This window comes from Enterococcus sp. DIV0183 (genome assembly GCF_050541505.1).
Lineage (GTDB): Bacteria > Bacillota > Bacilli > Lactobacillales > Enterococcaceae > Enterococcus > Enterococcus faecalis.
In genome coordinates, this window is the sequence record NZ_CP172932.1 from 366,497 (window position 1) to 379,472 (window position 12,976).

Sequence of the window (12,976 nt, forward strand, 5' to 3'; positions counted from 1 at the left end):
GAAAGAGGAGCAGCCGTCAAAACGACGACTACCCCTCTTTTTAAAGCTTAAGATAACCTACAACGAGTTAACTTTTTAGCTTTCTGCTCCACTTGCTCCAACGCTGGTCTAAACGTTCTTTTGACCAACACTGTTTAACAAAGAATTTTATTTTATTGTTCTTTCAACCATTTTTCTAGTTGTAAACGTTGCACTTTCATAGTAGCTGTGTGAGGTATTTCGTCAAAAGCCATAATGATAGGTTCGTTTAAATGTGGTAAATCGGCTACTTGTGTCCACCAAGCGTCCCAATCCATTTCTTCCCCAGGGACAACCGCTAAAATTGGCTGAGGTTCATTTTCTTTGCCACGGACAATAATCACTTCTTCTAAGAAATCTAATGCATCCAATAAATGATCTTCAATAGCTAAATTACTGTCGATGTTTTCAATTAGATCTACTTGGCGATCTTTCAAGAATAAGTGGCCGCGTTCATCTAACATTCCGTAATCGCCGCTGTCCCACCATTCGCCGTAGACATTTTCTGCAAAGCGGGCATCTTCTTTGTAATACGTTAAGGCCCGTCCTTTTGATAAGAATTGGATATGGCCATCCGTCATCGCAGGTAAAACTTGTCCTTTTTCATCGGTAATTCGAGCTTGTGTTAAATCCTCTAAACCAACACCCATGTCACGAGCATCTGAATCTTTTAGGGAGTCTAAAGTATGCGCTCGTAAGATCATTGGCCCGCATTCACTTTGACCATAAACTTGTAGGAAAATTGGTTCATTGGCAGCAGATGCTTTTAAGAAAGCCACCATTGTAGCGTTGTTAATTGCATCAAAAGTAGAATGATAATAATGGACACTAGCGAAGGCTTCAGGTTTTTCTTTGGCCAAACGAACCCATTGAACGAAGTTATTGGGGTGTGTTTCTACAGCGATTGGTTGATAGGTGCTGAACATTTCAGCGACTTTTTCGCTCGAAGCATTTGCTAAAGGCATCATAGGGAAGCCCATGGCCATTAAAGAAGACACGCCAATGTTAAAACGAGAATGAACTGGCGAAATATGAAAGCCAACTAATTTCTTTTCAGCAATTTTTGTGAAAATGGTTTTTTGCCATTTTGTACGCCAACCCATAGAGTGATTGGAATGACAGATAAGTTTAGGAATACCTGTTGTTCCAGAGGTGTGAGTCATGTAGGCAATTTCGTCTTTAGTCAGTTCGTCTTGAGGAACTTCCGTGGCATCAGCTTCTAAAAGAGAAGCAACCGAAAGTTTTTTATTGGCAGAGCTGTTACGAACAGCTTGAACTTTTTCAGCAGTCACATCATCAAATAAAATATAAGGATCTTCTAAACGATCAACGAATACTTCAATTGTTTCAAAAGGTAAATGATATGAAACCATTACAGGAACGGCTGCTAGATATGAGGCTGCAACAGCTAGTAAATACGTGTCGAATTTAGGACTTTTATAAATAATAATTTTGTCGCCTTTTTTTACACCTAAAGCGGCTAATTGATATGCCCGTTTCAAAATTTCTTGATGGCTTTCACCATAAGTTGTTTCTAAGCCAAGTGCAGGAAAAGCAGGCAAAGATTCATCAAAAATAATTGGAACAGTTGGTGTTTTTTCTGCGGCTTCTTGATAGTTTGTGTAGAGGTTTAATGGTTGATAATCAAGTAAGTGTGTCAAGGGAAAGTCTCCTTTGTAAAATAGTTTGTGTACAAATGTACAAGTTCACTTTATCCTATCATAGAATGGGTTCTTTTTCTACGTCAAAAATACAACGTTAAATGTTATTTTTTATTATTCACAAGCACAACGTTTGCTGTATCTGGCAAAGTTTCCTACAATAATTATGTAAGTAACAAGTTCTCAGAAGTGTAAAACTTTACAAAGGAGAGGAATTTACATGAAAAAAATCTATGAAACAACTATCATTAATACAGGTGGACGTGCAGGAGAAGTTCACTCACCGGATAAATCATTTTCTTATGCGGTTGCTTCGCCAGGTGTCAAGAAAGAAAATACAACAAATCCAGAACAATTATTCGCAGCGGCTTACAGTGCTTGCTTTAACGGTGCATTAGAATTAGTGATGGATCAAGAAAAAGTCGAAGGTAAAAGTACAGTAACTGCACGTGTTTCCTTATTCCAAGGAGAAGATGGATTTAGCGTTGGTGCTGAATTAGAAGTTCATATTGATGGGGTAGATCAAGCTAAAGCAGAAGAACTTGTTAAAAAAGCCCACGAAATTTGCCCATATTCTAAAGCAACAAGAAATAATATAGACGTTAAATTAACAGTGATTTAACTAAAAAAAGAAGCGCTTTGTCGTATAGACAAAGCGCTTCTTTTTTTTAGATAACAGTCCACAAATTATACATATTTAACAAAATAACTAAAAAAACAACTAAACTATAAATTTGGGCGACCCGTTGTTGAGATAATTTTTTACTGAAAAGACCGCCGACATAACCACCGAATAAAGCGGCAGGAATAATAGCCCAAAGCATTGTCAAATCAAAAACCGCAAAACCTGTGGTCAAGCCGATATTGCCAAGTTTGGCGAGTTGGGAGAAAAAAATAGTAATGATGGAATAAACAGTTGCTGATTTGATATCCATTCCAAAAAAGAGAATAAGGCAAGCTACATTAATGGGACCGCCACCGATGCCTAAAAAGGTTGATAGAATCCCTAAGCCTAATCCGACAATCAGAAAAATGCTCAATCCGTTGAGGTGTAAGTGCCAGTTGGAAAATTGATTGTAGAGAAGAACCAAAACCAAGGTCAGCAACATGATGATATATTGGATTAGTTGTACTTTTTCTTCATTTGGCGCTAGTGCAATCGCCTGATTAAGAAGTAAATCACCTAACATGCCGCCGACTAAGGAACCAAACGAAATACTCGCGGCTTTTTTCCATTCAATTTGGACACCATTTTGATACTGTTTATAAGTCGAAGAAATGGACATGACAAAAACAGCGACACTTGAATAGAACGCAATACTATTTAACGAATGGAACCCAAGAAAATCCAAAACAGGCTTAATAATGACGCCTCCACCCATCCCAGAGAGCGCCCCAACTGTATTGGATAGAAAAATAGTTATGAAATAAATCAGCAAAACCCGCACATAATCACTCCTAAACCGTTTTCTTTTAGTATAGCACAAAAATTATATAAGAAATGTAATTTCATTTAAAAATATTTTTAAAAAGAACTTGAAATGATATTTCTTTAATGGTATTCTACAAATACAAAAAAGAAAACGCATTCAAGGAGGATGAGAAAGCATGACAGTATCGATTGGTATTATTTTGATTTTATGTCTTTACACAGTTGTTGGTGTACTTGACCAAATTTCTATTCAGATTGGTCCATATACACCATTGTTTGCTGCAACGTTTACTGGCCTAGTCTTAGGAGATGTTCAAACAGGATTGATGATTGGGGCAACGCTTCAATTGATGACATTAGGCGTAGCGACTTATGGAGGAGCAACAGTCCCAGACTTTCTTTCGGGGGCCATTATGGGAACGGCTTATGCAATCATTTCAGGGAAAGGGGCAGAGTATGGTATCGGAGTTGCGGTTCCGATTGGGTTATTATTAACACAACTAGATATTTTAGGCAGAATGGCTAATACGTTTTTCCAACACAAAGCAGATCGCTATGCGGAAGAAGGCAATTATAAAGGGGTCGAGCGCTGCAATGTTTTAGGAATTTTTCCTTGGACGATTTCTCGTGTCATCCCAGTTTTTATTGGCCTAGCTTTTGGTGAACAAGTTGTAAACGCTATCAATAATTGGATTCCTATTTGGGTGATGAATGGGCTAAAAGCAGCAGGCGCTATTTTACCAGCGATGGGGATTGCTATTTTAATGCGTTACTTACCAATTAAAACATACTGGCCCTATTTTATTATTGGGTTCGTGTTACTTGCTTATGGGGCCCAATTCTTCTCAGTTTTAGGTGTCGCACTGGTTGGCTTGGCTTTAGCAGCGATTTATGTGATGAATCATAACAAAGGCGGCGCAGCTACAACAAGTGGCACGGTTATTTACGAAGATGATGAGGAGGTTGAGATTGATGACTAACAAATTAACAAAAAAGGATATTAATAAAGTTTACGTCCGTAATCTTTTTGGCTATCAGTGGGGCTGGAACTATGAAAAAATGCAAGGACTTGGTTACGCTTGGGTGATGATGCCTGCATTAAAGCGACTATACAGTGAAGATCCAGTAGCTATGAAGAAAGCCTTGAAGACACATCTTGGCTTTATGAATACAACGCCAGCCATGTCGCATTTAATTGTCGGAGCTGATATGGCTTTGGAAGAAGAAGTTGGCATTGAAGATGAAACGGCCATTACTGGTTTGAAAACAGGTCTAATGGGTCCGTTTGCTGGTGTTGGTGATACCATTTTTATCGCGATTTATCGTGCGATTGTTTTTTCGATTGCAGCTTACATGGCGCAAGGGGGCCAGGTTGTTGGGTTAATGATCCCGTTAATTGCCGGAGCAGTGGTCCTATGGGTTCGCTATAAATTCACTTGGATTGGTTACCATCAAGGGAAAAAAATTGCGACAGAATTTGCGGATAAAATGAAATTGTTTACGCAAGGTGCAGCTATTTTAGGGTTAACGGTGGTCGGCGGTTTGATTCCTTCGGTAATTACTTACAAATTAGATTTAACTTATAAAATGGGAGATGTAACATTATCAGTTCAAGAAATGCTGGATAAAATTTTACCCGCATTAATTCCTTTAGGGATTGTTCTTTTATCCTATTGGTTACTAGGGAAAAAGAAAATGAATTCAACACGGCTAATCTTTGTTTTAATTTTAATTGGCATGGTTTTAGGCAATTTACAACCAATGTTGGCTTGGGTTGGCGGTTTATTTTAAAAAAATAGTATATAATAGGAGAGATTTATTATGACAATTGTACATGCAAGAGTAGATGAGCGTTTAATTCACGGACAAGTTGCAACCGTTTGGACGAATACGGTTGGCGCACAAAGAATCATGGTAGTAAATGATGCCGCTGTCAAAGATCAATTACAAATTGGTGCCTTAAAAATGGCTAAGCCTGCAGGAGTTAAATTATCCATTTTATCAAAACGTAAAGCGATTGAAAAAATTTTAGCAGGCAATTATGATGAAGAAAAAGTCTTTTTAATTACGAAAGACATTACAGACATGGCGGCTTTAATTGATGGCGGTGTTCCGTTACAGAGCTTCAATGTCGGCAATATTTCTCAAAAAGAAGGCAGTCGAGCAATTAAAAAATCTGTTGCATTAACCGATGAAGATATTCAAACCGTTCGTCGTTTAACAGATAATGGGGTGACTATTACCGCACAGATGATCCCTTCTGAACCAAACGAAGCAATTTTAACTTTCATAAAATAGAAATGGAGATGAGAAGATGGAGCCAATCCGTTCAATCAGACAAAAATATAAGGACTTTTCCAAAGTAAATAAGAGAATCGCAGACTATATACTGAAGGATCCGACCCGTCTTCTCTCATTAACAGCAAACGAAATTGCTAGCAATAGCGAAACTTCTCCAGCATCAGTTACCCGTTTTTCTAAACAATTAGGATTTGACAGCTGGGAAGAGTTAAAACTATCCATTGCAGCGGTACAAGCTGCCAGTAACGGTAAAAAAGATATTGATCCAATTGTAGCGGCGGATGATTCGGTGGATACTATTTGTATGAAAGTGGAATCTTTATTAAATGCTACGATTGAGGATTTATTTTATACAGTGGATAAACAAGCCTTGGAACGAGCAATCGCGCATGTTAAAAAAGCGGAAAAAATTCATTTGGTTGGAATTGGTGCCTCTTCTTTAACGACTTATAATCTTTATCACAAGTTTAACCGCGCTGGTCGCCAAGCGATTTTTAATTATGATAGTCACATGATGTTGGAGTTTTTAAATTATGCAACGGCACAAGACATTTTGATCACGGTCTCCTATAGTGGTTTGACAAAAGAAGCCTTAATCGCCTGTGAAATTGCCAAAAATAGAGGTGCAACGGTTATTTTTATTACCAGTAACGATGGAGAAAACGTGCGATCATTGAGCGATGAAGTTCTTTTAGTCCCCAATAATGAGCACCTCATTCGAGTTGGGGCTATTTCATCGATTGCTTCGTCAATGGCAATTGGCGATGTTCTGTATTTAGGTTCAATTCAAGATGATTTAGACACAGAAATTGAACGCAATATGATTGAAACGAGTCAACTTGTCAGCCGTCTAAAAGAGAAGTAGGGGTGTGCAAGCAAATGAACTTAGAAGGATTAACGACAGAAGCCAGAAATGAAGCGACTAAAAAGATTGACCAAGTGTCAACATTAGAAATGGTAACTTTAATAAATCAAGAAGACCAAAAGGTAGCACAAGCAATTGAAAAGGTGCTTCCGCAGATCGCTGCAGCAATTGATGCAGCGGCAGAACGATTTAAAAAAGGGGGCCGTTTAATCTATTGTGGTGCAGGAACGTCTGGACGTTTAGGTGCTTTGGATGCGATTGAATTAACGCCCACATATAGTGTGTCGCCAGAACGCGCATTTGGTATTTTAGCTGGTGGTGAAAAAGCAATGTATCAAGCAATTGAAGGCGCTGAAGACTCGAAAGAATTAGCTATCGAAGATTTAACGCAACATCAATTGACCGCCCGAGATGTCGTAATTGCGATTGCTGCTAGTGGTCGGACACCATATGCTGTTTCCGCAATTGAATACGGAAAAAAAGTGGGCGCTCTAACCATTTCAGTTACCTGTAATAATCAAAGTCCGATGAATCAATTGGCGGAAATTGGGATTGCGCCAATTGTAGGACCGGAAGTCATTACAGGATCAACTAGAATGAAAGCGGGTTCAGCACAGAAAATGGTGTTAAATATGTTTTCAACAGGGATTATGGTTAAAGTAGGGAATATCTATCAAAATTTGATGGTCAACGTACAACCAACGAACGAAAAATTAATTCAACGTGCCACGAATATCATTAAAGAAGCAGCAGAAATCGAGGAATCGCAAGCCAAAGAATACTTGGAGGCATCACAGCTAGAAGTGGCACCAGCCATTGTAATGGCGAAAGCCCACGTTGATTTTCAAAAAGCCAAACAACTATTAGCAGAACATGACGGACGGATTTCAGAAGTTTTAGCATAGAAGTGGTGAACAATGAATCAAATCGCAATTCAAGAAACAATTCAGAGACTGATTAATCAGCAAGTCGTTCCGGGTGTCGCTTGGGGGACGATCACAGAAGATAGCTTATCAGAACAGTATACGGGCTTTTTAGGTAATACTGGTCCATTTGCAAGACAAAAGGTTTCATCAGCTAGCCTGTATGATTTAGCGTCCTTAACGAAAGTTATTGGGACAACAAATCGAATGTTACAATTAATCGATACAAATCAGCTTACTTTTTCAACCACTGTGGGGGAAATCCTACCTGATTATCAAGGACTATCTTGTTCGATTGGGGAGCTTCTACTGCATCAGAGCGGACTGCCAGCTGATGTTGTCGATAAGAAAAATGTCACAAAAAAAAGCTTGCAAGAAATCATTTTAACGCATTCGTTATCTGAACGAGGGAAAACCACTTATTCTGATTTAGGGTATTACTTATTGGGAGAAATTATTCAAGTATTGGATCGCTGCTCATTAGAAGAGAGCTTTCAAACATACGTATTTCAACCAATGAACCTACAGCATACAAGTTTTACGGTCAGCGATTTTGCCCAGGCAGTGCCCACAGAGATTACAAAACAACGCGGCGTTATTCAGGGGGTGGTCCACGATTCGAAAGCCTATCAACTGAAAGCGCCAATTGGCAGTGCAGGTTTATTTGCAACTTTACCAGATTTACTCACTTTTGTTCAGTGTTTTATGAACAATCGCTACCCGTCTGGCAAACCATTATTTTCTGAAAAAATGTTCACTGCTCTCTGGTCTATGAACCAAGGGGTACGTACATTTGGTTGGGAAGTGAAAAAGACGCAAGCTGGGGTAGACTATTTGTATCATACTGGCTTTACTGGAACGGTGATTGGTATGAAAAAAGAGACCAAAGAAGCCCTAATTTTGTTGACGAATCGGATTCATCCCACTCGTGAAGAACGTGGCTTTCTGAAAGCACGAACAAAAATTTATCAGCAGTATTTTTAGGAGGATATGATGAAACCAAAATTAATTTTAATGAGCCATGGACGGATGGCAGAAGAAACCTTAGCTTCTACTCAAATGATTGTCGGGGAATTAGCAGATGCTGCGATTGTGTCAATGACCGCAGAAGATGGCTTGAGCGGCACGCAAGCAAAACTGGCAGCAATCTTAAAAGAAGCTGGCAATGTCCCGACGCTTGTATTAGCTGATTTAAAAGGAGGAACACCTTGTAATGTGGCTATGATGGCCATGGGCACTTATCCGCAATTGCGAGTAGTCGCTGGACTTAATTTAGCAATGGCAATTGAAGCAGCCGTCTCACCTGTGGAAAATGTGGATGAATTAGCTGCATATTTAACGCAAATTGGCCAATCTGCGGTGACCACGATTGATTTACCTGAATTAACAGATGAAGAAGAATTTGAAGAATAGAAAGAGGTCGGGACGGAACCGTTTAGCTCCGAGAAATAAGAAGGAATTTCCGAAAATTGCTTTTTAATTTTTGGAGAATTTCGGCTTATTTCCGAAGGAGTTGGTTCTGTTCCCGCCGTTTATCAGGTTTTGAGCCTGGAACAAAAATCCAAAGTGATTTTTGTCCCAGGCTCTTTTTTTAAGAACCAGGGATATTCCGTGGTTCGTTTTTGGTTGTGACAAAGAAAAAGAATAGACTCAGTAAAATAACTAGGATGCCATCGTTAAACATCGGATTTACGAAGTTTAAAATAGCACTTAAGATGACTGGCACGGTAGCACAATACGTAATAATTTTTAAACAATCAATCAAACGTAAAGAATAAAAACGTAATTTTGAATAGAGAGATGCACCGATAGCGGCAATCAGTAAGTCTAAAACTAAACCGATTAGAACAGGGTAGATAGCCACTAAAAAGACAATGAGTTTTGTCCACCAAGGGATTGCTGCTTCACTTAGCGCAGTCTTGATACTCTGAGCGTTAACGCCATCTAAGGTTCCTTTACTATAGGGGAAGATAAATTGGTCGGTGCCTAGAATTGATTCAGTTGCTCCTGAATTCGGTAAGGCGACTACAAATTCATCTTGTAAAAAAGCCAAACCAAACGCATTACCAATTAAATCCTTTCGGACATCAGCGGCTGTACGTTTTCCATCTGGATCAAACGTAAAAATAATCGAGTCGGTTTGATAAATAAAGCCAGATTCTTTGGCCTTTGTTTGCAACGTGCCATTTTCAATAGAAAAGTCAGGCAACTTTTCTGCAATTTTTTGGCCATCTTGTTGCACCTCTTGTAGCACAGAAAAGACTTGTTTGGTAATAGGTAGTGCTAAAATAGCGCTTAAAAAAACAGCATAGAGAATTACTTTCCAAAACGCCATTTTTTTCGCATGCCGTAATTCTGAAACTGAAAAAAAGGCCTGCTTAAATAATTGCAATGTATTCATTTATTTACTCCTCACATCATTCTTCTACAGGTCATTCTAGCGAATTTATGAGGGAAACACAAGGTAATCTCCCTCTTTTGTAAAACTTTTCTTTTGGCAAGCAAACTATTTTGTAGAAAGCGGTTCACTCTGTTATCATAATAGTTGTATGAAAGACGTATGTTACATACTAAAAAATAGGGGGATTTAAAAAATGACTTACACATTACCAGAATTACCATATGCTTATGATGCATTAGAACCTTACATTGACGTGGAAACAATGCACTTACACCATGATAAACACCACAACACTTATGTGACTAACTTAAACGCAGCGATTGAAAAACATCCAGAATTAGGCGAAAAATCTGTAGAAGACCTAATTTCAGATATGAATGCTATTCCTGAAGATATCCGCACAGCCGTTCGTAACAATGGTGGCGGCCACGCAAACCATACATTCTTCTGGGAAATTATGGCACCAAATGCTGGTGGACAACCAACTGGCGCTATTAAAGAAGCAATCGATGAAACATTTGGCAGCTTTGATGAAATGAAAGTTGCTTTCAAAACAGCTGCAACTGGCCGCTTTGGTTCAGGTTGGGCTTGGTTAGTTGTGAATAACGGTAAATTAGAAATCACTTCAACACCAAACCAAGATTCACCATTAATGGATGGCCAAACACCTGTTTTAGGTCTTGACGTTTGGGAACATGCGTATTACTTAAAATATAAAAACGTTCGTCCAGATTACATTGAAGCATTCTGGAACGTTGTTAACTGGGATAAAGTAAACGAACTTTTTGCTGCAGCAAAATAAGTTTGCCAATTGTAAAAGGAAAGAGTCAAATGACAGCTGTCATTTGACTCTTTCCTTTTACAAATCCAGGGTCGAAATAGTTGTTCGTTTATGGCATACTAAAGTAAGTAGGGAAAGATAACGGATACATAAAGAAGGAGCTAAAAAAATGAATGTTATGATGCAAAAAGTACACGGGTCAGAAAATGATTTCTTTTTATTGGATGAAACACAGTTTGAGCGTTCTTTAACCGCTGAGGAAATTGAGCAATTGCGCATCCAGTTATGTTCGCGGGAAACAGGATTATTGGCGGGAGCAGATGGGTTACTTTTGGTAGGAGAAGGGACTCACGGCACGTCCAATGCTAGAATGCGAGTGATTAACAGCGATGGTAGTGAAGCAAGCATGTGCGGGAACGGCTTGCGTACGGTTGCCCGTTATTTAGCTGAAAAAAACCAAGAAAAATCATTTACAGTTGAAACAATGTTTGCAGATTTGAAAGTACGTCAAGCCCCCAATTTAGCTGAAGAAGTAGCGACTTACCAAGTGGAAATTTCGCCAGTAAGTTTTGAAGCAGTTACTATCCCAATGCATTTAGGGGTCCAAACATTAATTGATGAAATCGTACCAGCCTTATCTAACACCATTCGCTTTACAGCGGTAGCAGTGCCTAATCCGCACCTTGTAGCATTTGTGGATCACGAAACCTTAAATGGTCCAGAATTTGAACGAATCGCTACCTATGTAAATAATGAAAATCCATATTTTCCAGAAGGGATAAATGTGAGTTTTGTTGAAATTCTTGGCAAAAATCAACTATTTGTTCGAACGTATGAACGTGGTGTAGGTTTTACAAGTGCTTGTGGGACAGCTATGTGCGCAAGTAGTTTACTTTATACGTTATTGAAAGATGGTGTTTTTTATGAAGAAATAACCGTCAAAAATGCTGGAGGTATGGTGAAAACAGTCGTCCACGAAACGTCTGATGGCAGTTATTGGATGGAATTAATTGGGAATGCCACGATTACGCATTTGATTGAAGGATCACTGACTGATTTACTAAATGGTGCATTTGAGAAAATAACTATCACTGAAACGAATGAACAGAAACATTATCAAGAATTTCTGCAAACACTTTCTCAAAAATAACAATTGTTCCTTGATAAAGCGCTCTTTTATTTTACAATTGTGTTAAGTTCTTGTTCCAAAAAATAAAAAATATTGCTTGAATAAGCAAACTATGAGAAAATAAAGGGCATGAATTAAGAATTATTCTTAGATAAACGAGGAAGTGTCTTATGAAACTATGGAAAAAAGTAGTACTGGGCTTCTTGAGCGTCTTGCTAGTGGTAGTAGCTGGGGTATGTGCTTACGGGATTAAGATGTATTCAGATGCCAATTCAACAATTAATGGGATCTATCAATCAGTTAACCGTAAGTCCAATAAAGGAGCCACGGCCAATATTGATGCGCAAGAACCATTCTCTGTTCTTTTAATGGGGATTGACACAGGCGATTTAGGCCGAACAGAACAAGGTCGTTCAGATACTACAATGGTTGTAACCATCAACCCGAAAGAAAACAAGTCCACAATGATCAGTTTGGATAGAGATATTTTAACAGATATTGTTGGAAATGACACACAAGACAAATTGAACCATGCCTATGCATTTGGTGGCGCCGAAATGGCGATTAATACAGTCCAAGAATTACTGGATATTCCCATCCATCACTATGTATCCATCAATATGAAAGGGTTAAAAGACCTGATTGATGCGGTAGGCGGTATTGAAGTAGATAATACGATTGGTGAATTTACGTTGGACGGTATTACTGTTCCAGCAGGTAAAATCAAGTTAGATGGCACGACAGGTTTGGCTTATGCGCGGATGCGTCACGAAGATCCTGAAGGAGATGTGGGTCGTCAACGCCGCCAACGAGAAGTTGTTGAGAAAATTGTGCGCAAAGTCATGAGTTTTGATGGTGTTTCAAAATATCGAAAAATTCTTGATGCTGTTGAAGCCAATGTAAAAACAGACTTAACTTGGGATGACATGATGGACATCCAATCAAAATATTTGTCTGCCTTTAAAACAATTGACTCAGAGCAATTACAAGGATACAGTGCAACCATTGATGATATTTATTATCAAGTCCTAGATCCAAATAGTTTATACAAAACACAAACAACACTTAGAAAACAACTTGGTTTAAAAGAACATGCTTCTGAACGTGAAAAAGATTTAGCCTTTTATAATCAGTTTAGCTATGCTGTTACAGATACTGCACTGATTGGTGAATCTGGTGATTCAAGTGTCAATAGCTCTACTAGTTCGAGTAGCACAGCGGACACCACAGCCGGACAAACAGAATACAACGGCAATACGCAACAAGCAGCAGAAGGAGCCTATGATCCGAATACGTACGTTGACCCAAATACGTACACAGATCCAAACGCTTATGCTGATCCAAATACGTATGTGGATCCCAACGCACCACAATATTAATCTGTTAAACAAGCTCGAAAACTTCTATTTCTGATGGAAATAGAAGTTTTTTTCTTTTATTCTAGAAATTTTTTTCAGAAGGTGTT

At 38.7% G+C, this 12,976-nt stretch carries 14 protein-coding genes; 11 read left to right on the forward strand and 3 right to left on the reverse strand.

The window, feature by feature from the left end:
• Positions 1-152 precede the first annotated feature (152 nt).
• A complete protein-coding gene (locus IGK72_RS01870) occupies positions 153-1,679 on the reverse strand; it encodes an AMP-binding protein (protein WP_002366111.1) in 1,527 nt (508 codons plus the stop codon).
• A 220-nt stretch (positions 1,680-1,899) separates the two neighbouring features.
• On the opposite strand from IGK72_RS01870, the gene IGK72_RS01875 reads away from it, so the two are divergent.
• Positions 1,900-2,301, forward strand: a complete 402-nt coding sequence (locus tag IGK72_RS01875; RefSeq protein WP_002355332.1) for an organic hydroperoxide resistance protein — start codon at positions 1,900-1,902, stop codon at positions 2,299-2,301.
• Positions 2,302-2,347: 46 nt separating this feature from the next.
• Here the strand turns inward: IGK72_RS01875 and IGK72_RS01880 are convergent, their stop codons facing one another.
• The gene (locus IGK72_RS01880; RefSeq protein WP_225581367.1) at positions 2,348-3,118 is read right to left on the reverse strand and encodes a sulfite exporter TauE/SafE family protein; all 771 of its coding nucleotides are present in this window, start codon (positions 3,116-3,118) and stop codon (positions 2,348-2,350) included.
• 169 nt (positions 3,119-3,287) lie between these two features.
• Between IGK72_RS01880 and IGK72_RS01885 the strand changes: the two genes are divergently transcribed.
• Genes IGK72_RS01885 through IGK72_RS01915 form a run of 7 tightly spaced genes read left to right on the forward strand, consistent with a single transcriptional unit; the run spans position 3,288 to position 8,613 of the window.
• Positions 3,288-4,091 carry a PTS mannose/fructose/sorbose/N-acetylgalactosamine transporter subunit IIC gene (locus IGK72_RS01885; protein WP_002358431.1) on the forward strand — a complete coding sequence of 268 codons (804 nt, stop codon included), beginning with the start codon at positions 3,288-3,290 and terminating at the stop codon, positions 4,089-4,091.
• Positions 4,084-4,902, forward strand: coding sequence for a PTS system mannose/fructose/sorbose family transporter subunit IID (locus IGK72_RS01890; RefSeq protein ID WP_010777381.1), 819 nt, complete (start codon positions 4,084-4,086; stop codon positions 4,900-4,902). The genes IGK72_RS01885 and IGK72_RS01890 overlap by 8 nt, the downstream gene beginning before the upstream one ends.
• Positions 4,903-4,932: 30 nt before the next feature.
• On the forward strand, positions 4,933-5,409 hold the full coding sequence (locus IGK72_RS01895) for a PTS system mannose/fructose/N-acetylgalactosamine-transporter subunit IIB (protein ID WP_023894896.1): 477 nt from the start codon (positions 4,933-4,935) through the stop codon (positions 5,407-5,409).
• A gap of 16 nt (positions 5,410-5,425) precedes the next feature.
• Positions 5,426-6,277, forward strand: coding sequence for a MurR/RpiR family transcriptional regulator (locus tag IGK72_RS01900; RefSeq protein ID WP_002355339.1), 852 nt, complete (start codon positions 5,426-5,428; stop codon positions 6,275-6,277).
• Positions 6,278-6,291: 14 nt separating this feature from the next.
• Positions 6,292-7,182 (forward strand): N-acetylmuramic acid 6-phosphate etherase, encoded by an 891-nt coding sequence (gene murQ, locus IGK72_RS01905; protein WP_025186939.1) that lies wholly within the window; start codon positions 6,292-6,294, stop codon positions 7,180-7,182.
• Between the two features lie 12 nt (positions 7,183-7,194).
• Complete coding sequence (locus tag IGK72_RS01910) at positions 7,195-8,184, forward strand: serine hydrolase domain-containing protein (protein WP_070416035.1); 990 nt, start codon at positions 7,195-7,197, stop codon at positions 8,182-8,184.
• A gap of 9 nt (positions 8,185-8,193) precedes the next feature.
• Positions 8,194-8,613, forward strand: coding sequence for a PTS sugar transporter subunit IIA (locus IGK72_RS01915; RefSeq protein WP_002363016.1), 420 nt, complete (start codon positions 8,194-8,196; stop codon positions 8,611-8,613).
• Between the two features lie 178 nt (positions 8,614-8,791).
• Here the strand turns inward: IGK72_RS01915 and IGK72_RS01920 are convergent, their stop codons facing one another.
• Positions 8,792-9,601, reverse strand: a complete 810-nt coding sequence (locus tag IGK72_RS01920) for a DUF1189 domain-containing protein (protein ID WP_002358434.1) — start codon at positions 9,599-9,601, stop codon at positions 8,792-8,794.
• Positions 9,602-9,794: 193 nt separating this feature from the next.
• Between IGK72_RS01920 and IGK72_RS01925 the strand changes: the two genes are divergently transcribed.
• The 3 genes from IGK72_RS01925 (at position 9,795) to IGK72_RS01935 (ending at position 12,890) form a co-directional block, all read left to right on the forward strand.
• Positions 9,795-10,403, forward strand: coding sequence for a superoxide dismutase (locus IGK72_RS01925; RefSeq protein ID WP_023894897.1), 609 nt, complete (start codon positions 9,795-9,797; stop codon positions 10,401-10,403).
• Positions 10,404-10,551: 148 nt separating this feature from the next.
• On the forward strand, positions 10,552-11,532 hold the full coding sequence (dapF, locus tag IGK72_RS01930; RefSeq protein WP_002361202.1) for a diaminopimelate epimerase: 981 nt from the start codon (positions 10,552-10,554) through the stop codon (positions 11,530-11,532).
• A gap of 149 nt (positions 11,533-11,681) precedes the next feature.
• Entirely contained in the window at positions 11,682-12,890 is a 1,209-nt protein-coding gene (locus IGK72_RS01935; RefSeq protein ID WP_002393688.1) for an LCP family protein, read from the forward strand.
• The last annotated feature ends 86 nt before the right edge of the window (positions 12,891-12,976 follow it).

Bases quoted from the DNA above. Each gene is read 5' to 3' on its own strand.
- IGK72_RS01875 (WP_002355332.1), top strand. From the start codon at position 1,900: ATGAAAAAAATCTATGAAACAACTATCATTAATACAGGTGGACGTGCA.
- IGK72_RS01885 (WP_002358431.1), top strand. From the start codon at position 3,288: ATGACAGTATCGATTGGTATTATTTTGATTTTATGTCTTTACACAGTT.
- IGK72_RS01890 (WP_010777381.1), top strand. From the start codon at position 4,084: ATGACTAACAAATTAACAAAAAAGGATATTAATAAAGTTTACGTCCGT.
- IGK72_RS01895 (WP_023894896.1), top strand. From the start codon at position 4,933: ATGACAATTGTACATGCAAGAGTAGATGAGCGTTTAATTCACGGACAA.
- IGK72_RS01900 (WP_002355339.1), top strand. From the start codon at position 5,426: ATGGAGCCAATCCGTTCAATCAGACAAAAATATAAGGACTTTTCCAAA.
- murQ (WP_025186939.1), top strand. From the start codon at position 6,292: ATGAACTTAGAAGGATTAACGACAGAAGCCAGAAATGAAGCGACTAAA.
- IGK72_RS01910 (WP_070416035.1), top strand. From the start codon at position 7,195: ATGAATCAAATCGCAATTCAAGAAACAATTCAGAGACTGATTAATCAG.
- IGK72_RS01915 (WP_002363016.1), top strand. From the start codon at position 8,194: ATGAAACCAAAATTAATTTTAATGAGCCATGGACGGATGGCAGAAGAA.
- IGK72_RS01920 (WP_002358434.1), bottom strand. From the start codon at position 9,601: ATGAATACATTGCAATTATTTAAGCAGGCCTTTTTTTCAGTTTCAGAA.
- IGK72_RS01925 (WP_023894897.1), top strand. From the start codon at position 9,795: ATGACTTACACATTACCAGAATTACCATATGCTTATGATGCATTAGAA.
- dapF (WP_002361202.1), top strand. From the start codon at position 10,552: ATGAATGTTATGATGCAAAAAGTACACGGGTCAGAAAATGATTTCTTT.
- IGK72_RS01935 (WP_002393688.1), top strand. From the start codon at position 11,682: ATGAAACTATGGAAAAAAGTAGTACTGGGCTTCTTGAGCGTCTTGCTA.